Raw genomic sequence first — 19792 nt, forward strand, 5'->3', positions numbered from 1 at the left:
TGTCGACTTTCTCTCTAGTTACGACATGCTCGATGTGCTGACCTTGGGTATTTGAGTTACGTATATGTAGCTCTGGTCTACCGTCTGACCTGGTGTGGTGTGCTGCAGGGGCGTTTGGTACCCGGCTCCGTGACGCTCTGACCTGTGGTGCTGCAACTGGGCGGAGGATGTTGTGACTACGGGGATAACCTTTTGGGTACTGCGCGGAACTACGGTCCGGAAGTGATCATGAAGGTTGGTGCAGGGCTAGCCGAGCCCTGTCTGGAAAGTGGGACCCGACCAGGGTTCGGGTCCGGCGCCTGGCGGGTATCGACGGAACGCGCGGATCCGCCGTGCCAAATGTCTGCAAGGTCGCTTCCGGAAGTACCCCGGCTCCTTTGCCCCGCCGTAAGCCCCCTTATGGCGAAACCATTGCCCTCGACCGTCTGCCGGCCTCGCTTACAGCAGAGGGGGGCGGCCTACCAAGGGCAACTGCCCACCGAGGGCGCCCAGCGCCCGAGGGGTGCGCGGAGCGCAGGGCAGGCGGCAGGAAAGGGCGGTCCAGCGCGCCCTAGGCGCTGGCGTGGGGTCCGGGGCCGCGTAGGCCCCGGTTGGGGCCGTAGGTCCCGCCCAAGCTGCTGCCTGATCTCGCCGAGCGCCTGCAGAACCCGGGGCGCCGTGCCCAGGTCCTCGACGCGCTGCGGCGTCTGGAGGACCAGCCCAGCGTCCTGGGCACCTCCGAACACGTCCTGGCCGTCAGCGCTCCCATGGCGTTGCCGCACACCGGCGTGGACACCCGGTGACCGCGACCGGGGCGGCCGACCAGTCCGGCCGGATCAACGCCGGCGTCCACGCGGTGTCGCGGTGGATCGACGCCCACCCCGACAACCGGGACCGCGATCCGGAGGCACTGCTGTGGGGCAGGGTGACCAAGGTCGGCGAGGAAGCAGGGGAAGTAATTGCGGCACTGGTCGGCGCCACCGGCCACAACCCCTGCAAAGGCCGCTCCGCAACGATGGCCGACGTGCAGCGTGAACTCTTCGACGTTGCCATGACCGCGCTCTGCGCCGTCGCCCACCTCCATCGCCCCGATGCCTGCCAGCCCGACGTGGTCGGCCTGCTGGCAGCACACGTCGACGAGGTCGCCGCCCGAGCCGGCCTCACCCACAACGACTCGCCACCGGCACGGCCAAGCCGATAAGCCAGCCCCCGGAACCAGAACGACGGCGGTGATCCTCCGATGCCTACCCGGAGACGGTGCGCCGCCCCACGCTCATGTAGGTGAAGCCCAGGCCCGCCATGGCGGCCGGGTCCAGTAGATTTCGGCCGTCGAAGACCAGTGGCCGGCGCATGACCGCTCGCGCCTGGTCCCACGGCACCTCAACCAGCTGCGGCCACTCGGTGACGATCAGCGTCGCGTCCGCACCCGTCATGGCCTCGACAGGGGTGAAGTGCCGCGTGGTCGACGACCAGGGTTCACTGTCGCCGGGCTGGGCCAGCGGATCCCAGGTGCGGACGGTGGCGCCCTCGGCCAACAGCCGGGACGCGATGACCGTGCTGGGGGCCTCGCGCATGTCGTCGGTTCCGGCCTTGAACGCCAGGCCGAGCAGCGCGATCGTCTTGCCTCCGAGCCCGTCCAGTTCCGTCTTCAGCCGCTGGATCGCCCGCCTCGGCTGCAGGTCGTTGACCTCGATCACAGCGGTCAGCAGCTGGAAGGCGTAGCCGGCGTTGCTGGCCATGGCCCGCAGCGCCCGGGAGTCCTTGGGGAAGCAGCTGCCGCCGTAGCCGAGGCCGGCCTTCATGAAGTGCGGGCCGAGCCGATGGTCCAGGCCGATCGCCCGGGTCACCGGCTCGATATCGGCGCCCGTCGCCTCGCACATCGTGGCGATCTCGTTCGTGAACGTGATCTTCGTGGCGAGCAGCGCGTTCGCTGCGAGCTTGACCATCTCGGCGGACGCGGTGTCCATGATGACCACCGGGCCGTCGATGCCCTCGTGCAGGCTCGCGATCAGCTCAGCGGTGGCCGGGTCGTCGGAGCCAATGACGACCCGGTCCGGGTGCAGGAAGTCACTGACCGCCTTGCCCTCGGCGGTGAACTCCGGGTTGGACACGTAGCCGACATGGGACAGGCCGGCCGCGTCCAGGGCAGCGCGCACCCGCGCCGCGGTGCCCACTGGCACGGTGCTCTTCACCACGACCGCGGCCAGGTGCGAAGCGGCCTTGAGCGCGTCGATCACCGACCAGACCCGCGACAGGTTGGCGTCACCCGATGGCGTGGGCGGGGTGTCCACGCATACGTAGGCGACGTCGGCGTCCCGGACGGCCTCTTCGGCGTCCAGAGTGAACGTCAGCCGCTCCTTGTTGCGGGCGATCAGGTCGCCGAGACCGGGTTCGTAGATCGGCAACTCACCGACGTTGAGGAGCCGGATTCTCTCGGGCTGAATGTCGCGGACCACGACGTGGTGTCCGAGCTCGGCAAAGCAAGCCCCGGTCACCAGGCCGATGTAGCCGGCGCCGAAGATGGCGATACGACGATGGGACGGGTGAGCCATGCGTGGTGTTCCATCCATTCTCAAGGCGCGGCGCCCACATCCGACAGGGCCACACTTCCCCGCTTGGCCGGAGCCAGGACTGCTGCCCTGTGCCCGGCCGGATCACTGGCTGGTGCCGGGCAGCATAGCCGCTCGCTAGGCCCCGCCTGACGCGTCGTAAGGGCAAACTAGTCACCCAGAACCCCGGCCCATTGGGCCCTCCTACGCCGCTCCAACGGCGCGCGCTTACCGCTGGAACGGCAGGGACGCTTTTTATCGGCGGGAGACTAACAGGGCCGAGTCAACGATCATGCGGTATCGGTGGTGAAGGGTGGGGTCACGGGCGAAGCGTTCCAGCCGGGCGACCCCCGTCTGCTTGTACCCTTCAATGCCGGCCAATGCCTCGGCCGCTGCAATGCGGTAAATGTAGTGGAGGGTCGTATCGTCGGCGAGACAGGTGTACGCGTCAGCCCCTGCATTCGTGTCGAAAGAGGCCAAGAACACTGCGGCGTCCATGCGGCGGGAGTCGTCAAGAGTGGCGTTGTGGACGAGGCCTTTCAGCTGGTCGACTCCGGCCTGTTCGAACCCCCGAACCCGCGCCAGAGCCCAGGCAGCCCTCACGCGGTGAACGCCATCAAGGCCGGTGCTACCGCCGACGAAGCGTTCCAGTCGGTCGACTCCCTCCTGTGTGAACCCTGGCACTCGGGCCAGAGCCCAGGCCGCTTCAACGCGCACGTGATCATCAGAATCGGCCTCGTCGGCCATGCGGGTCAGATGGTTGACTCCGGCCTGCTCGTACCTCTCTACACCGGCCAGAGCCCAGGCAGCCGTCACGCGGTGAATGTCATCAAGGATGGTGCTATTGAGGAAGCGTTCCAGTCGTCTGACTCCGGCCTGCTCGAATCCGGCGACTCCGGCCAGAACCCCAGCCGCCTTCACGCGATGCCAGCTGTCGAGGGTTTCCGTGTCGGCGAAGCGTTCCAGTCGGTCGACTCCCTCCTGTGTGAACCCTGGCACTCGGGCCAGAGCCCAGGCCGCTTCAACGCGCACGTGATCATCGGAGTCGGTCTCGTCGGCCATACGGGTCAGCCAGAGGACTCTCGATTGGCTGGGGAGAGCAGTCCGCAACCACTCCTGCTGCAAGAGGAAAGACAATGTTTCGATGCCTCCTCCGGCGGTGAGGTCATCCAAGCGCTGGAGTGTTTTGACCGCAATCTGGTCGTGGGGCGCGAGAAGCGCGTCGAGGAGGAAGCCGAGATACGACGGCTCCAGATCCGGGGCCGTCCAGCCGTCCTCATGAGCCGAGGGCTGCGGTGGGAGCAGAGCGTCGAGCAGTTCGGCGCGTACCTCTTCGTTGCGTGTGGCGTGACAAGCAGCGTGGTATTCGAGCAAGGTCTGATGGGGGAAGCCGAGACCGTCTGCGCTGTGGACGAGCAGGCCGGTGTGCCGGAGTAGGTCCTCCAAGAACGCTGTCCAGCGCTTCTCGTGCACCTTGCTGGGGCGGCGGACAGCCTCGTGTGAAGCCAGTGCCTCCGCTACTGAGGTCTGATGGCCCGTAAGCCATTGGTGCGCCAGGGAGTCGATGAGCTCGGGCAGCGCCTCACAGACGTGCCGTGCGGCATCGTGAGCCTCCTGGTGTGCCCGGAAGCCTTGAAGGTCTTCAATCAGGTGCTGGATCGCTTCTCGGTGGCTATCTCGGATGCGTTTGCGTGGGTTGGTCCCGTAGAGCAGCCGCGAGAATGCCTCAAAGACCCCCGTACGGCCGTCGGGCAACGGCCGCTCAGGGTGGGCAAGGTACAGCTGACACAGGAGGAAGGCCATCAGGGGCGTGCGGGCCAGTTCGACCAGTGAGGCTTCGTAGAGTGCGGAGGCGAAGTGGCCGCTGCGGCGGGCGGCCTCGGGCCGCGACCAGCGCCTGCGGAAGCACCTTTCGATGTAGGTGTGCAGGTCGTCGGTGGTGAAAGGCTGCAGTTCGTAGTGCGGCACGGCACTTCCGAGGACGTCGAGCTCGTTCTCGGTCAGAGGGCGGGTGGCTACGACGCACCGGTAGATCGGTGGATCTTGCTTGACGGCGTTGTCCAACTTCTGCAGGACGGCGCGGCGCTCGTCCGCGTTGGGTAGTTCATCGAGATCGTCTACGAGTAGTTGCCAGTGCGCTCCGGTGCATGGGCGCTCGAGGAAGCGAGCTCTGGCCAGTTCCGGGTCCCGCCCGAATCGGGAGAGCCTTCGGGTGGAGGCGGCGAGCGCATCAGGGACCTGCGTTTCGTCTCCTGCGAGAGTGTGTGCACTTACCCGGATCGGGACTGACGCTCCGCTCTTCCCTGAGCTCCTTCCGCTGAGCCATGGTCTGGCCGCATCGCGTAGCCGTGTACTCAGCAGAGTGGATTTGCCGACGCCCGGGCCAGCAATGAGCACGCACATGCGGTCAGCCTTGTGGAAGATGACCTCGACAGCCAGGGCGGGTTCGGCCGGCCCGGCGCCGCCCGCAGCAAAGCTGGTGGTGCTTCCCGCGGCTGCAGGGCGGCTGCGCTGGTGCACGTAGACCTCAGCCAAGGAAAGGCGTTCCATCTGTCCGGGAAGGCCCGGATACGGGTGCTCATCGACGGACTTGCAGGCGGCCTCCAGATAGCCGCGCAACTTTTCGTCGAGATCGCCTCCCCTCTCGGCTTCTTGGTACAGCTTGTGCCAGGCACGGTAGAGCCTGTCCTTGCTCAGCTTGTCGCGAAGCTCGCCGGTCCATTCCAACATCACGGCGATCACCGCCCACAGATCGTCAAATGACTGCGGCAAGGTCGGCGCTTTCGAGGAACGGAACCAGTCGTTTACGGCCTGGAATGAGAGGTCTACTCCGTTTTTGTCACGCGGCGAGGGCTCGTCCCTCGGGAGGCCTGCGGCTTCCCGGAGGCGCCGATTGGCCTCTTCGACTGCGGCCTTCTGCGTCCTTCTCGGCTGCAGCCGGCGTAGCTCGTCGTAGAGGAGCCGGAGTCTCTGTGCCAGAGCTTGCCGCCCCGTGAGCCCTTCAGTGGTGGTCACTTCCCGCCTCTCGACTCGATTGCGATCCGGCGCGATCTGTCGGCCGGGGCCCGCGTAGTGCTGTGACCTGCGGTTGTGTGGCCGGAAATCCGGTGATCCGGTATCCCTGGTCGGCGCCTAGGGGACCCCGCGACCGTTCTCGTGGCCGCCTCGCACGAGGCAGTCAAGGTCGTTTGAGAGGGGACTGACACATGGACATCCAGCTTGCAGCCGTGCTCTTGGCAGGGGTCGCGATCCTCGCGATCGCCGCAGTAACCATTACCGGTCTGGCTTTGAAGGGCACCGCCTCTCAGGACCGCGCTCGCATCCTGAAGGCTGTTGCCGAGCTCCTGCGGGAGCTGCGCGGCCGGCGATGACTGCTTGGCGTCCGTTGCCCACCACGCTGACGCCATCGGCCCCTCGCGGGGCCGATGGCGTGGTCGGAAAGGCGCTCTGTGGCGGGGTTCACCGGCCTCGTACACGTCAGACCACGGGGAAGCCTCAGCCAACCGCATGAAGCGCCCCGCGACGGCTCACTGTTGCTTTCCTTGCCGCCTTCCTCTTGCGCTGTTGAGCGAGCTGGTCCTGGTGAGCCGCGACGTCACTGCGGTAACGGTCAACGAACCGGGGGTCGTCAAGGCGCTCGGACCGGTCCATGGCGCTGATAGCGGCCACCGAGTCAGTCACGCTGGGGCGGCTCAGGTCGAGCGAGCCCGCGATCGTTGCCTGGTCGATCTCGATGCGGCCGCCAGGTTCGCTGAGACTGCGGAGCTTGAGCAGGACCCGGTAGGCGGCCGGGGGAAGGTCGAGGTCAGCGATGAGGCCTTCGGCGGTGACCGGTGCGAATCGCAGGGTGCTCACTGGTCTGTCCCCTCTTCCAACTGCTGGGCGCGCTCGTCGCGGCGTTCTGCGCGCTTGCGCGCCCGTTCTTGCCGCAGTTCCTCAATAGCTTGCCTCATGTGGTCAAGGCTGGGGTACCTGACCAGTTCTGGCAGGGTCAGGTCAGCGCGGATGCCTGCGATCGTCTCGTGCTGGTCGACTCGGCGGTACTCAGGTCCAGTGGTTTCGGTTCCGGGGATGTACTCGCCAAGGCGGTAGCTGTATGGGGGGTTGAGCTGGTAGATGCCGCGTTTCACTCGGAAGCAGACCTCATGGGACATGCACTCCCGGAGTGCATCGTTGACCTTGGTCCGCGCGACGTCGAGGACGGTGGCCATCTTGTCCTGCGTGAGGTGGACGCGGCCGCCAGCGCGTTGGCAGGCGATGAGCAGCAGGATGATGCGCAAGGGCAGGGCCTCGCGGTAGTACTGCGAGATCAAAAAGAAGAACTCCAGCGAGTCCACGGAGAACCCGCCGCCGCGGCTGTCGTCACTGCCATAGAACTCAAGTGGTTCCCTCTTGCGATCCAAGCTGAGCTTGCGGCCCGGGTAGCGCCGGGCAACCTCGTCCAGGTCCGTCGACTTTCTCTCTAGGCGCTGGCGTGGGGTCCGGGGCCGCGTAGGCCCCGGTTGGGGCCGTAGGTCCCGCCTCTCACGCTCCGAGCCGTTTCAGGCAAAGGGGTGCTTTGTGTCAAAAAGGACAACTTCGAGCTGAGCTTCTGAGGCGAACAGGCAGCGATGGCCCGGCTTCCAGCAGTGGAGTTGCCGGTGGCTGGGGCCTTGTCGTACGGCGGGCTCCCGCTGGGATGGTACGTGGTCGATGAACAGCAGCAACTCCTGTGTCATGATTGGCGAGTTACGGTCCTGACCATTGAGAATCCCTGGCCATGAGTGAAGTGCATTGGACTGAACTGTCCGCAGGCGCCACGGCCGTCACAGCGGTGATCTCACTGATCGCCCTGCTCGCTGTTGCCTGGCAATCGTTCCTGACCCGCTCCGGAGTCGATGTCTCCCAGGCCGTACTCCTGGCCGGTGACCGAGGCCGACTGGACGACCGCGCTCCGGAAGTCTCGGTCCGGCTTGAAGAGCCGACATGGCCGCTGCTGGCCTGGTCCCATATCGGGATGCCCTGCAACCCCTGGCCCGCCGGCCACGACTGGCACTTCCCTGAGCAGGAGGGCGAGCGCACGGTCCTCCAAGCCGCGGTTGTGCTGGAGAACCTCAGCGGCCGGGCGATCGAGGCCCGGTTCGATGGCGACTTCGCCGTGGCGGCGGAGGACAACCGGGAACTGCGCGCGCCCTCACCGCTCATCGTTCCCGCCCGGGAGACCGATGGCGCCGGCGGAGAGGTGCGGGTGTTCTTGCAGGCGAACTTCACCGCCAAGGAGCTCTCGGAGAACTGCGAGGCCCGCGAGCAGGGACTGCCTCTGCGGCATCGGGCTGTGGGGACGATCAGCGTTCGGGATGACCGGGACAACGGCACCACCGACACCTGGGACCTGAGCCTGAGCGGCTGCCCTATCCAGCCTCACGAGACGCGAGGCAGCGTCTGGGTGACCGTGCCCTTCCACATAACGGAGGGCTCCGGCCTGCGCAGCCTTGAGTACGACCTTTTGCCGCCTCGCCGCCGCACGTACTGGATCTCTCGCCGGGACGGCATCGAGCTGCCAGCCCCCACGTTCACCGTGCGGACCAATTGGTGGAGGCGACTACTCGGAAGGTGACGATGCGAGGTGGGCCCCGGCCCCTCATGGAGACTGGGGCAGGCGTCCGGGAGGCGTACGCGTACGTAGCTGTCGTGCCGTGGTATGCCGAGGTCGTGATCGTTGAGGGGGAGGCCCTCGTCAGGAGTGGCACGCCGTCGGTTGTCCGCAGTTCCAGGACCTGATTAGGGAGTAGACATGGACGAAGAGGAAGTCCACTGTGCGCGGTGCGGAAGCGCCGACACGTTGATCAAGCAGGGCGACGAAGGCGCGGTGAGGCACGGCCGGTGCCTGCGGTGCGAGAAGAACTTTCAGGCCACCCCCTGTCCTGTCTGCGGGAGCTACCGCATCGACGGGTCCTACGGCATCTCCGGCATCCGGTTCACGACGCTGCCGCACACGGTGGAGTGCAAGGACTGCCGGAGCGAGATTCCGGCCCGCGACCCCGGCCCCGAGGGGCCGACTGTGCGCTCGTAGGTCGTAGCTGGCGGCTGCGGCGACATCGAGCACCTAGGATTCGACCCATATCCGCGCCGCGTCGCGAACAACTCTCGGCGACTGTCCGCGATGCGGCGATCAGATGAGGCGGTCCTACCTCGCCAGCTTTGTGGGCGCCGACCGGTCCCATCGAGTCGGAGCGAACACGGCTCCAACGGAGGTCAGGCGTTCGCGGTGGGCGCCGGGACGCGTTACCTCCAACGGAGGTCAGGCGTTCGCGGTGGGCGCCGGGACGCGTTAACGCCAGCATCATGCCCGGCCGTGCACGGCCCAGCCGCCGAACGCCGGGTTCAGTTCGCTGGTGAGAAGCTCACCGAGTTTCCACGGCAGGCAGGAACGCTCACCCAGCGGCTCATTGAGCGCGTGTGCGTTGTCGGCCAGAGGCAGCCGCCGGTGCCGGCCGCGCATCGGCCGTGCCGCCTGCAGATCCCCGGTTTTGCCTAGCGGCGGATGCTGGTCGGCCCAGTGCTCCACCGCGTCCAGCGCTGGTTCGCTCGGGATGCCCCACCGGTCCATGGCCGCAGCCACCTTGTCCAGCCACCGATAGTGGCCCTCGCGGGTCAGGGTGCGTCGCAGTCGCTGCCGCTCCCGGGCTGCGAGCGCCTGAGCCAGTTGGACCGCTTCCGGGTAGAAAACCAGCGGCGCCACACGCAGGTGGTCCCGGCCGGCCCTGGCCAGGAGGTGCTGGCGGTTCCGCCATACGGGTGCGTTCAGTGCGGGGACGTTCCACCAGCACGAGACGATCGCGTAGGCGTCCGCGAACAGTGCGCGTCCGCCGGCGCCCAACCTGCGTTCCAGCACGACCCGCTGCTGGTGCGCGTCGAGGACCTCGGGCAGGGCGTCCAAGGTGATGGCGTCCGTCCCGGGCTCGCGGCGATTGTCCAGCCAGCGGCGATGATCCCAGCACACCTGCCAGGTCGTGTCAGAGGCGAGGTAGGAGAGCAGGCTGGTGTTCTTGATGCGGGCGCACACCTCGCATACCCGCACCAGGAAGCAGCCGGACGTGTCCCAGGGCCAGTCCCAGACCGGATCGGCTTGTTCGGGCAAGAGCCGGTGGGGGCGCAGGTTCGGCAGTGCGAACTGCAATTCCCTGACCTGTCGGCCGGCCATGACGGCCAGGCGCTCGAGAGCCGCGGCGTTCAGGTATCCATCGCTGTAGCGGGGGTCGCTCGGGGCACCGTACTTACGGACGGGCGTTCCGAACATGGCCCAGAACTCCTGGTCGGGGATGCCGTTGGCGTCTGCCAATCGCCGCGCGAAGGAGCCGGTCGACTCCCCGCCGATGGACCGCACCGACAGAGCGAGCCGCTGTGCCGGCCGCCAGGCCTTGCTCCTGCGCGCAGGCGCGCCATCACTGCGGGAACGACCGGCCGTCGTTGCCATTGGTGGGTTCCTCTCCGTACCGCCGAGATGCAGTTCCGGCGGCTGCCGCAACGGGGAGCCCGCCCCTGAACGGATCGCAGGCCCCCAACCTCTTTACGGCGTCCCACTGGCACATGCGCGCTGTTCGCCCTCCTTTATCCACCAGAGGAGGACTTTGGCTGAAATTCGCCGATAGGCCCGTCGGAGTGGTGCTTTGGGCGGGTACATTCCCCGCGCGATCCGCAACGGATCTTCCGGAGGTGTGGTGAAACTACGCGAGCACCAGGCCGACGCGCTTGCCGCGATCGAGGTCGCGGCGGCCGACGGTGAGCCGCGCATGACACTGGTCAGCGCGTGCGGCACGGGCAAGACGCTGATCGCCGTCGCAGCAGCGGGCAGCCTGGTGCCACGCGGCAATGTCCTGGTGGTGATGCCGACCAGAGCCCTGGTGATGCAGACCATCCGGCGGTGGCGTGAGGCCGGGCGCAACGGAATGGCGCTCGGGGTGTGTTCCGTGACTCAACGCGACACCGGCATGTCCACGGACGAGGTGGTGATGACCCAATGCCCGCAGGAGATCGCAGCCGTGGCCAAAGCCAGCGGCCCCTTCACCGTGTTCACGACCTACGGCTCACTCCACCACATCCGCGAGGCCCACGCCCAGTTCGGATGCCCGCCATGGGATCTCGTCGTCGTCGACGAAGCCCACCGCACCTGCTCCGCGTTCGGCACCGGATGGGGAACCGTCCACGACGATGCCGCGATCCCAGCCAGGCTCCGCCTGTACATGACCGCCACCCCCAGGGTCTGGGGAAGAAGACGGGCCGCCACGGACGAACTTTTGACGGAGCGGATTCCCCTGGCCACCATGGAACACCGCGAAATCTTCGGGCCGATCGTGTACCAGCTGGGCATGCCGCAAGCCATCGAGCTGAACATCCTGGCCGACTACCAGGTCGTGGTACCGGTCGTCGAGGACGAGGACGCCGACCTGCACGCCATCCTGGCAGCCAGCACACCCGGCGTTACGGCCCACCACGACGGGTTACGCAACGGCGCCGTCCAGGTCGCCCTTTTGCGTGCGATCTTGGAACACGGGCTGCGCCGAGTCCTGGTCTTCTACAACCGCATCGATGACGCCGAGGCATTTGCCGCTTCGCTGCCGCAGACCGCTCTGCAAGTCGGCCCGCCGCTGCGCCGCGAAGCGCTGTGGTCGCGGGCCATCCACAGCAAGCAGCCGAACGCGGACCGTCATGCCTTACTGATCGACTTCGGCGATCCCGACCGGCCATGCGCGGTCCTGTCCAACGTCCGCGTCCTCAACGAGGGCGTCGACATGCCCGATGTCGACGCCGTGGTCTTCGTGCAGCCCCGCTACAGCATCATCGACGCCATCCAGGCCATCGGCCGCGGGCTTCGGCAACCCCCCGGCGCCGGAAAGAAAACCACCCTCGTCTTCCCCGTCTACGCTCGCCGCGGCGCCAGGGCCACGGACCTGTTCAAAAACTCGTCGTTCGAGACCCTGTTCACCTTGCTGCAGGCACTGCGCGCGCACGACGAATCGTTCATGGACCGCATCGCTCTGCCCATCACACGGCCCCGCGGCGGCCGCCTGCAGGTACAACCCAGCTTCTACGCCCACCCGGAGCGAGCAGCCCAACTGGCACAAGTTCTGGGCCTGGAGATCGCTGTGCCCGCCATCGGCACCTGGGAGCAGGCACTCGCCTCGGCCAGCGCCTACCACCAGTGCTTCGGACACCTGGACGTCCCCGCTCCCTATATCGACGACGATGGCTTCTCGCTGGGCCTGTGCTTGAGCAACCTTCGCCTGCGGCAAGCCCTGAACCGCCTCCCGCCCGAGCAATACGAGGCGTTGGACGCGCTCGGCATGCGGTGGGCCGCCGGCAGGTCCGCGCCCGAGTCGATGCTCGAACGCGCCCGGGCCTGGGCGGAAGACAACGGCCACCTCTTTGTCCCCGGCAGCGAAGAGGTCGGCGGCCACAAGCTGGGTGCCTGGCTCGCCGCCCAGCGGCAAAAGGCGACTGCCGGCCGGCTGCCCGCCGAGCGCCAGCAGGCATTGGAAGCGATCGATCCATACTGGAACCCGCCCTGGCCCCGGGAATGGCACCGCAAGTACCTGCGCGCCAAGCTCTTGTCACCCGGCCCTGAACCATGGCGCCGCACCCCAGACGTTCCGTACCAGCGCGGCGACGGCACCATCGACGAGTGGGTCGGTCGCCAGCAGCGTGACTTCTTCCGACTACACCACCGAGAGCAGCGGGACCTGCTGCGTGCCATCGGGATCCATCCGCGGCCTGGCGGCCGCGAATACGGCGGAACCCTGCACGCCCTTGCCGTCGCGACGCGAACCGACGATCCGGAACCCGCCTACAGCAAGCCCTCCCTCGCTGTGGTGCCACAGGCCAGGGAGGCGGACTCCCGGGGCAGCGAGCTCTCCGACCTGGAGTCGACGTTCGACCTCGCCCTCCAAGATGCCGCGGCGTTTCTGAAACGAGAAGGCCATCTGGACGTGCCACAAAGGCACTACGAGTGCCGGAGGTCGGCCATTGCCGACAGAGTGAACCCGCTGGGCTGGTGGATCGGGCTCTTCCGTTCCACCCCCCATATCCTCAACGCCGAGCAGCGCCGGCGGTGGGAAAAGATGCAGAAGAAGCTGAAGGAGGGCAAGCCGAGGGGGCCTGCGCCTGCGGCATAGCCGCATCCACCGTGCCGGGAAGCCCGACGGAAGGGGGGATGTGACCGGACGGCTGGGCACAGACCCGTATGGTTCACAACTGCACTGTCTGCCCGAGCGACACCTTCTTCAGCAGGTCCTCGGTGATGCGCTCCTCCCCGCTCAGGATCGCTCCTTGTGCCGCCTGGCAGATCAGGTGGGACAGCGTGCGCATGTAGCCGCGGCTGCGCCTGTGCAGGTACGGGGCCAGCGCGGTCAGGTCACCGCGCTCGTGCCGGAACAACCGCAGATCTGCGTCGAACAGGTCGACGATGGAAACGAAGGATGCCATCTCCTCGTCGCTGTAGCCGATCCGGCTGGTACGCAGGACCACGCTGTCGCCCCACGGCGTCTCGTCCTGCTCGAGTGGGGTGTCGTTGTCGCGGGTCTGCGGGTCGACGATCGGGTGCGCATTGCGGCCGCAGTAGATGAACGTCGCACCGGTCTCCTCGCTGATGACATCCAGGTACTGAAACGCCTGCTCGATTTCGGTACGGGTGCGGAGCCGCTCGATGGCGTCGACGACGACCAGCAGAGTGCGGGCGTTGCGCATCGTATGGATCACCGAAGCCGTCGGGTCGCCGCCCTCGCGTTCCTGCCCCAGAAAGCGGGCGAACGCGCCGGCCCAGTTGCGTACGTTCCCGCGACCCGGTGGCGGCACGGTCAACGCGACGACCGGAATCCGGTTCTCGTCCGGCCCGTACAGCCGACTCAGCCGCCGATGCCAGTACACGGCGATCGCGTCCAGGAGCGTCGACTTCCCCGTGCCGCGCGGTCCTTCGATAACGATCGCGATCTTTCCTCCGATCCGCTGCCGGTTCGCCTTGATCGGCTCGGCCGTCACCGGGATCCCTTTGCGGATCGCAGGCGTGCGCACAGTCCGCATGTGCGCGGAGTACAGCAGCCGCCGATCGTTGTCGGTGACCTTCGTGCCCATCGGGGCGCAGTCCGCGAGCTCCGGGACTTCATCGAGCCTGTCGGCCCGAGCGCGCCAGGCATGGCAGTCCTGAGGCCACATCGGGACCGGCGGTGCCAGGAGCATCTGCTCCGGCACCGTCGGGTTGCTGAGCGCCAGCCATTCCTCGCGGGTCAGTTCCGCCATCTCCGTGTGCTCCCTTAAAACTCTGTGTCGTCGTCTGCTGCAGCTCGTGAGCCGGCTGCAGCAAGCCGATGTCGCGCGGGTGCTCACGACTCGGCGTCGTCGTCGCGCTGCCGCTGGGCAAACTCCGTCAGAGTCCGCTGGTAACGGGCATCGAAGTCATCACCTCCGGCAGCGACGGGTGGATCTGCCGGCCCGGTCGAGTCCTGCTCCCGCTCCCAGGCAGCCCAGGCAGGGTCCGGTGGCTGCGGCGGCTGCGACCAGTCGATGCTGGCGTCACCCGGAGCAGGGTCGGGGGAGTACAAGCCGAGATCGTCCAGCGCCAGCGGGTCGTCCGCAGGCGACGCGGCGTGGGCGGCGGCCAAGAGGTCCGCCATGTCGTGCCCGGCATAGGGGTCGAACTCGTGGGCGGGACCGGGTGCCGGCAGTGGGGCGTATCCGTCGGGCACGGTCACCGTCCCGGACCGGTCCGGGCTGCGGGAAGCGCGGTCCAGCAGTTCCGCCAGTACCTGCGCGATCGCCTCATCGTCTTTGAGTCCGCCGCCCCGCTCGAGGTGCTGTGATGCAGCGATGTCCCAAAGGAATTGCGTGAACGGAGCTCCGACCACGTGCTGGTGCACCCACACCGCCTCCACCCAGATGTTGGTGCGGTGGTCCCGCAGCCACACCCGGGACAGGTCGTTGGGGGAGTACCGCAGCTCCCAGCCGTTGTGCTTCCTGCCCTGCAACCCCGAAGGCACCCGCCGGTAGGGGTTCAGTCCCTCCTTCGGGTCGCGAGCGGGGTGGTCATAGGTGCGGTTCTTGAACCGGATGCCCTGCTCGCTCACGCCCACCCACGCTGTTGGCAGCAGCCGCAGATAGTCCTCCCGGTTCAGTGGGATCGGCAGGTAGCCCTCGACCGCGACGCACGCCGCGTACATCTGGTTCGGCGACAGCTCCGGCATGTATGGGTCGTACGGGTCGTCGAACTCCGGATGCGGCTTGTTCTGCCACTCCAGCGCGATCCATTGCTGCAGCATGTCGTCGAGTTCGGCCAGCGTCCACAACTGCTCACCGTCCACAGTCCTGCGGACCCGGTACGGCCGGTTCCCGGTGTAGGAGTTCACGTGCTGGCTGAACATCGACTTGATCGACAAGAACGTGCGCTCGATGATCGCCTTGTCAGATCCGGTCCCTTTACGGGCCGGACGGATCGAGATCCCCAGGTACTCGCAGGCATCGCGGAACGTGTTTCCCACGAAGACCTTGCCGTGGTCGATCACCACCAGGTCCGGGATGATCACCGGCCGTGCCGCGGCCTGCGCGAACCGTGGATCGACCGCCGCCAGCTCCTCGTACGGCAGGTCCGAGTGGCTGGCGTGGACGGCCATGTCGAACCCGGGCCGCATCGGCGCCGGCACCAGAGCTTGGGCCAGGACCTCGCACGCGTCCACCGCCTTCGTCGCCCGCCCGCGGGCACGCCTGCCCGTGATCAGGCCACCCTGGGCCGCCTTTCGGACCTCGCCGCGCTGCTGCGGCTGTTTGGGCCGCAGCACCGCGGCGATGATGCTGCGCGTGGCCACACACACCGCAGCGGTCAGTTCGGCCCGTGCCGGTTGACCGTCGTCGCCCAGGACCCACACGTCCAGATCGGTCGAATCGATCTGCACCAGCTCGCCGGGCATGGTGGCTCTCGTCACCGAGAAAGGCGGCACTGCCCCGCCGGCCGACCGTGGCCGGCCCGGTACGCGGGAGCCGGCAAGGTCGCGGGCCTCGATACCCAGACGCTGCAGCAGCTTGTACAACGTCGGTTCGGCCGGCAGCTTCACCCCCTGTCCGTGCGTGGCCCGCACGACCCGGCGCAACTGCTTGAACAACTTCCTGGCGTCGCTGGGCGCATCCAGCTGCTGACGCTGCCGATCAACCAACGTCAGCAACTGATCGACCACCCGCGGATCGGTCAGCCCGTGCTGACGGCGCGCCCTGGTACTGCGCCCGTCCACCAACGCCAGGGCCGTTCGCTCCTTGCAGTACTTCAACCGCTTGGCCTGCACCGTCTGCCAGGACACTGACCATCCCAGCAGCGCGTTGAACTCCGCGGCCTTGGCCTGGTAGCGCTCGATCAGCGTCGTGCTCTGCGGGTCGTAGGCCGGCCTCGGACGTGTTCCCGGCGGCGCCCCCGGCAGCAGCCCGGTCTCGACCTCAATGATCGCCCGTTCCCAGCGCCGCGCGGCCTCCGCCGCGTGCGCCGGGATGCCCTCCATCATCGCGAAATCCGGGAGTTCCGCCTGCAGCAGCGGCCGTCCACGGGAATCGAGCACAGTGAAGTCCAATGCCGCAGCCAGCAACGACAACAGCACCACCACCGGGGTGGCGCCGCTGGCGGAGGAGGGCTCCAGAAAGACCCGCACGCCGTCGACACCAGCGACGACGTACTCTCCGCCACGCCAACGCACCTGGTCCCCGCGCACCAGCACTCCACGAGGCGCTGTCCGCACCGTCAGCGCCGCCCGCCCGTCCGCCTCGTCCACGGTCACCGGCGCTCCACGCAAAGCGGCGCCCGAAGCGCTTCCGGCTCGCCCTCACCCAGCGGACCTACCAGCGACTCCGGGCCCAGCGGGAGATTCCAGTCCACCCCCAGCCGCCGGTGCCACAGCATGTGATGCAGCCGCGGCAAGGCCAGCATCCGCGGTACCCCGCAGGTCTCGACGCCGTCCATCAAAGGCCGTGGTGCTGCGAACGCCCGCACCAGCGACGCCTCGACCTCCGCGTCACCAAAACGCGGATGCCTCCGCCGGGAGATCCACCGCAAGTTCGCCAGGGCCGTTGTCCCTGGCAGCCGCGGGGCTGCCGGCTGCCACCCCGCGTCCGCGCAGGCCTCGCGGAGGACCTGCAACCCTCGCTCGAAGCGCGCGCTCGGCCCCGTCTTCGGCGGGCAGAGGACGACTATCGTGGTCCCCGCCGCGGTACGGACGAAGAAATCCGGGACCATGCGGTGCTCGCGGCCGCGCTCCCGCCAGACCAGCTGCGCCGACCATGCGCTGAAAGCGTGCACCCCGGGGTGGAAGTCCAGCAGCATGGCGGTCGCGAGCCGATCCAGTGACCGGCAGCCCACATGACGCCGGGTGGTCGCCGCCCACCAATAGGTGACGATGCTGCGCTGGGTCGGATGCCGAGAGGGCTTCCACACCTCATGCAGCTCGGCGAGGGGAACCCCGGCGATCTGCTCCGCCGGCAGCGTACGCCGGATCCCGTTCGGGCCCTGATACACGACCAGTAACTCCCGTGCCATGCAGACCCTCTTTCTGTCGTCGGGCCGCACCGTCCGAAGGACGCCCTGCGAACCTCCTAGCACAACGCCTGTTCGCGGCAACGGTGACGGCGTCATGTTCCGGACGACCTTGGACGAACCGCTGAGCCAAGGAACGTGCCGTGGATGCCAGCCGAGGCGTTGTGACGGCCGCGCCAAGCGGGCGAAGCCGAGGTGATCACGACGCCAGCGCCGTTGTGGGCTTCGTCGCGACGTGACGGCAGTCTGGACAGGGGACCTGCAAGCGCCGTTGAGGACACCGGCTCCTGCGAAGGGTCGGCCCGCGGTCCGGCGGTATCCGTCAAAGACCCCCGGCAAGGGGGAGCGGACGCTACGTCGTCACCGTGACCTCGATCCGCGTATAGACTGAAGGTGACGGTCCGCCCGTTCCGTCAGCGGGCTTCCAGCTCTTCGGCCCGCCGCTCGAGTTGCGCCGCGATGTCGTCCCAATCCGGTCCGTGCAGCCACAGGTTCTGCGCGGCCTCCCGCAGAAGCGCAGGCTCGTCCGGCCTCTGCAGGAGCACGAGCCGATAGGCGAGGTTGCGGATCCAGACCGGGAGCTGGCCGTCGACCAGGTTCGGGCTGAGCTCCCGAAGCATCGAGAGGATCGCGTCCGCATCAGCGAAGGTCAGTTCCTCGACGAAGTAGCGCTCGCGGTGCTCCTGACCGCATGCCGGTGTCGGGCGGTATTCGTCTCCGTAAAGACACCGGGCGTGCTCGGTCAATGTGCTGTGCATGTGCGGCAGACTACGACGCCGTGATCCGCCGGACAGGGCCTCATAGCCCGTGGAGTACGGCTGACCCCGTCGCGCCGCCGGTTCCCACGCTGTTTGGGGGGATCACCCGAGTACCACATACACAAGGGGCCGTCACTGTACTGGTGGGGGGACTGCCATGAGCCGTTGAAGAAGACGTAGGTGTGTCCGGTCGCCCGAGCCCACAGGCGATGGTCATTGTCTGCTCGGGCGGATCAGGGTTGAGGATGTAGACGGCCAGGGCGAAGCCGCCCCGCAGTGCCCTGGGCCGCCGTGCCCCAGGCACAGCCAGCCCCCGCGGGCCGGCGGCGGGACGCCACCGGTGGCGTCCACCGATGCTTCACGTCGCACCGTGCGAATCGCCCGGGCCCTCGGCAAGCAACTGGTGAGGGCGGGTTGCGGAGCCGCTAATCGCAGTTCCGGCAGGCAGTTTGACCCGGCTTCGGGAACTGCGCCGTAAACTTCCTCTGGTTGCAGAAGGGGCACCACCGATACGCGGCAGGCCAGGCGGCAGCGCAGCCGCATTGCCCATGCGGGAATTTCGGTTGCCAGCACATCCCGCAGGTCTCCGACACCGAGACCTCCTCGCCACAGGTCTCGCAGAGCCTCCCTGAGAGGAATCGGCTCGTACCGCTGCCGGACCTGGGCGGATTGAACCGGCGCCAGGCCACCTGATCGACACCGAGCACCGCCACCAGGTAATTCTCGTCCAGCCACGCGGCCTGACCGTACAGATCCTCACTGGGATGCCCGTCGCAAAGGACGAGGTGGGCCCGGTCCACCTGGGCGCTGCCTCGGCTCCTCAACGCGGCACGGATCAGCGGGGTGGCCGCTTGGTCGGAACCGCGCTGGGGCGGCATCATGCCGTGGCGGGCCGCGAAGACAACTCTGCCTTCCGCGTCGAGAAGCACCACGAGGCCGCTGCTGAGGAAGAACTCCGAGGCGCGCACACAACAGGCCTCCCGCGAGGCATGCGAGCTGCTGAGCAGTGCGACTACGTCGGCAGCCGTCGGCCCTGTTTTCCGCAGAGCGTCGGGAAGATGAGGCTCGGGGAGCAGGACACGGGCGGCGAAGGCATCGCACGCCTCTTCCTCCAGGGCTTCGGACTCGTTCCAACTCCAGTCGGACACGGGAGCCCTCAGACCGTAGTCGGACTGCTGCAGATGGTGCCCCAGTTCGTGCAGGGCGGCGAATGCTTGCTCGCGCGGCGACGCCCCACCGAGGTGTACGGAGGGAGGGACGGTCTCGGTGTTGTACTCGCCGTCCACCGAGCAAGGTCCCCAGCCGCTGTGCGGATCATGCATCCAAAGCTGGATCTCCGCCCTCCATGCGCGCAGCTCTACCAAAGTATTCGTCCGCAAGGCATCGAGTCGGCCCGGGTGACGCCGCTCCACTACAGCCAGTATCGCCTGCGCCCGCCCCGGCGCCATCGCGGAGAAATCCTGCCTCATCGCGCCTCCCTTACCCCTGGCCGGCCAGAAACCGCTTGAGGCGGGCATGCCGGTCCAGGGAACTGCCGCCGGGCTCCCGTGCGGGCAAGGCAAAATCGACGCGCCCAGTACGCCCCCGCCACGTTCTGACGTCGTACTGCGCGCCGAATCCGCTCGAACCCGCTCTCAGGCAGTCTTGGCTGTGCATCACCTCCGCCGCCACCGCGAGCACGTCCCTCCGGCCGCCCTTCGATCAACAATCCCAGCCCCTCCCTCACTTGCTGCCCGCAGATAAGCCTGAGAGCGTTCCAGCCCAGGAACTCATGGGCCGCAGCCGAGGGATCTGGGAGCAGGACCAGGGCGTACGCGTCTGCAGACAGCCTGTCGACGATCTCCGCAGCGCACAGGGCGACATCGACCTGATCCCCCGGAAGGATGAATGCACGTTGCGGGTCCGGCCTTGTCCTCGCAGTCACCGCTGACAGGCAGATCCACAAGGTCACAGTCCTTGGTGGCGATCTC

Annotated in this window: 15 protein-coding genes; 5 read left to right on the forward strand and 10 right to left on the reverse strand. The window is 67.5% G+C overall.

Annotation, left to right across the window (positions count from 1 at the left end):
* The first annotated feature begins 778 nt into the window (after positions 1–778).
* Positions 779–1180, forward strand: coding sequence for a MazG-like family protein (locus CHF15_RS45380; RefSeq protein WP_245939371.1), 402 nt, complete (start codon positions 779–781; stop codon positions 1178–1180).
* Positions 1181–1223: 43 nt separating this feature from the next.
* On the opposite strand, the gene CHF15_RS43020 is transcribed toward CHF15_RS45380, so the two are convergent.
* Positions 1224–2531 (reverse strand): UDP-glucose dehydrogenase family protein, encoded by a 1308-nt coding sequence (locus CHF15_RS43020; RefSeq protein ID WP_089229401.1) that lies wholly within the window; start codon positions 2529–2531, stop codon positions 1224–1226.
* Between the two features lie 252 nt (positions 2532–2783).
* Positions 2784–5543: an NACHT domain-containing protein gene (locus tag CHF15_RS43025; protein ID WP_143681785.1), complete on the reverse strand. Its 2760-nt coding sequence runs from the start codon at positions 5541–5543 to the stop codon at positions 2784–2786.
* Positions 5544–5734: 191 nt separating this feature from the next.
* On the opposite strand from CHF15_RS43025, the gene CHF15_RS45385 reads away from it, so the two are divergent.
* Positions 5735–5899, forward strand: coding sequence for a hypothetical protein (locus tag CHF15_RS45385; protein WP_179280252.1), 165 nt, complete (start codon positions 5735–5737; stop codon positions 5897–5899).
* 124 nt (positions 5900–6023) lie between these two features.
* Here the strand turns inward: CHF15_RS45385 and CHF15_RS43030 are convergent, their stop codons facing one another.
* Together CHF15_RS43030 and CHF15_RS46290 are read right to left on the reverse strand one after the other, a co-directional pair.
* On the reverse strand, positions 6024–6383 hold the full coding sequence (locus CHF15_RS43030; RefSeq protein WP_089229403.1) for a hypothetical protein: 360 nt from the start codon (positions 6381–6383) through the stop codon (positions 6024–6026).
* A complete protein-coding gene (locus CHF15_RS46290; protein ID WP_245939372.1) occupies positions 6380–6931 on the reverse strand; it encodes a hypothetical protein in 552 nt (183 codons plus the stop codon). The genes CHF15_RS43030 and CHF15_RS46290 overlap by 4 nt, the downstream gene beginning before the upstream one ends.
* Positions 6932–7287: 356 nt before the next feature.
* Here CHF15_RS46290 and CHF15_RS43040 point away from each other — a divergent pair, with 356 nt between their 5' ends.
* Together CHF15_RS43040 and CHF15_RS43045 are read left to right on the forward strand one after the other, a co-directional pair.
* Positions 7288–8124, forward strand: a complete 837-nt coding sequence (locus CHF15_RS43040) for a hypothetical protein (protein ID WP_143681786.1) — start codon at positions 7288–7290, stop codon at positions 8122–8124.
* A 177-nt stretch (positions 8125–8301) separates the two neighbouring features.
* Positions 8302–8580, forward strand: a complete 279-nt coding sequence (locus CHF15_RS43045) for a hypothetical protein (RefSeq protein ID WP_089229405.1) — start codon at positions 8302–8304, stop codon at positions 8578–8580.
* A 270-nt stretch (positions 8581–8850) separates the two neighbouring features.
* Here CHF15_RS43045 and CHF15_RS43050 read toward each other — a convergent pair whose 3' ends face one another.
* Positions 8851–9984, reverse strand: coding sequence for a hypothetical protein (locus tag CHF15_RS43050; RefSeq protein WP_143681787.1), 1134 nt, complete (start codon positions 9982–9984; stop codon positions 8851–8853).
* Between the two features lie 244 nt (positions 9985–10228).
* Between CHF15_RS43050 and CHF15_RS43055 the strand changes: the two genes are divergently transcribed.
* Positions 10229–12679, forward strand: coding sequence for a DEAD/DEAH box helicase (locus tag CHF15_RS43055; protein WP_179280253.1), 2451 nt, complete (start codon positions 10229–10231; stop codon positions 12677–12679).
* Positions 12680–12752: 73 nt separating this feature from the next.
* Here CHF15_RS43055 and CHF15_RS43060 read toward each other — a convergent pair whose 3' ends face one another.
* The 5 genes from CHF15_RS43060 to CHF15_RS43080 form a co-directional block, all read right to left on the reverse strand.
* Positions 12753–13799, reverse strand: coding sequence for an ATP-binding protein (locus CHF15_RS43060; protein WP_089229408.1), 1047 nt, complete (start codon positions 13797–13799; stop codon positions 12753–12755).
* Positions 13800–13882: 83 nt separating this feature from the next.
* Entirely contained in the window at positions 13883–16312 is a 2430-nt protein-coding gene (locus CHF15_RS43065) for a DDE-type integrase/transposase/recombinase (protein WP_089229409.1), read from the reverse strand.
* A complete protein-coding gene (locus CHF15_RS43070; protein ID WP_179280254.1) occupies positions 16309–17067 on the reverse strand; it encodes a TnsA-like heteromeric transposase endonuclease subunit in 759 nt (252 codons plus the stop codon). The genes CHF15_RS43065 and CHF15_RS43070 overlap by 4 nt, the downstream gene beginning before the upstream one ends.
* A 410-nt stretch (positions 17068–17477) precedes the next feature.
* Positions 17478–17822 (reverse strand): hypothetical protein, encoded by a 345-nt coding sequence (locus CHF15_RS43075; RefSeq protein ID WP_089229411.1) that lies wholly within the window; start codon positions 17820–17822, stop codon positions 17478–17480.
* 425 nt (positions 17823–18247) lie between these two features.
* Positions 18248–19291, reverse strand: a complete 1044-nt coding sequence (locus CHF15_RS43080; RefSeq protein ID WP_179280255.1) for an ImmA/IrrE family metallo-endopeptidase — start codon at positions 19289–19291, stop codon at positions 18248–18250.
* Positions 19292–19792 lie beyond the last annotated feature (501 nt).

Source organism: Actinacidiphila glaucinigra (assembly GCF_900188405.1).
In the GTDB taxonomy this organism is placed as follows: Bacteria; Actinomycetota; Actinomycetes; order Streptomycetales; family Streptomycetaceae; genus Actinacidiphila; species Actinacidiphila glaucinigra.

What these genes read in the sequence shown, in the direction of transcription:
- CHF15_RS43020 (WP_089229401.1), bottom strand. Translation starts at nt 2,531, where the DNA reads ATGGCTCACCCGTCCCATCGTCGTATCGCCATCTTCGGCGCCGGCTAC.
- CHF15_RS45385 (WP_179280252.1), top strand. Translation starts at nt 5,735, where the DNA reads ATGGACATCCAGCTTGCAGCCGTGCTCTTGGCAGGGGTCGCGATCCTC.
- CHF15_RS43040 (WP_143681786.1), top strand. Translation starts at nt 7,288, where the DNA reads ATGAGTGAAGTGCATTGGACTGAACTGTCCGCAGGCGCCACGGCCGTC.
- CHF15_RS43045 (WP_089229405.1), top strand. Translation starts at nt 8,302, where the DNA reads ATGGACGAAGAGGAAGTCCACTGTGCGCGGTGCGGAAGCGCCGACACG.
- CHF15_RS43050 (WP_143681787.1), bottom strand. Translation starts at nt 9,984, where the DNA reads ATGGCAACGACGGCCGGTCGTTCCCGCAGTGATGGCGCGCCTGCGCGC.
- CHF15_RS43060 (WP_089229408.1), bottom strand. Translation starts at nt 13,799, where the DNA reads ATGGCGGAACTGACCCGCGAGGAATGGCTGGCGCTCAGCAACCCGACG.
- CHF15_RS43070 (WP_179280254.1), bottom strand. Translation starts at nt 17,067, where the DNA reads ATGGCACGGGAGTTACTGGTCGTGTATCAGGGCCCGAACGGGATCCGG.
- CHF15_RS43075 (WP_089229411.1), bottom strand. Translation starts at nt 17,822, where the DNA reads ATGCACAGCACATTGACCGAGCACGCCCGGTGTCTTTACGGAGACGAA.
- CHF15_RS43080 (WP_179280255.1), bottom strand. Translation starts at nt 19,291, where the DNA reads ATGAGGCAGGATTTCTCCGCGATGGCGCCGGGGCGGGCGCAGGCGATA.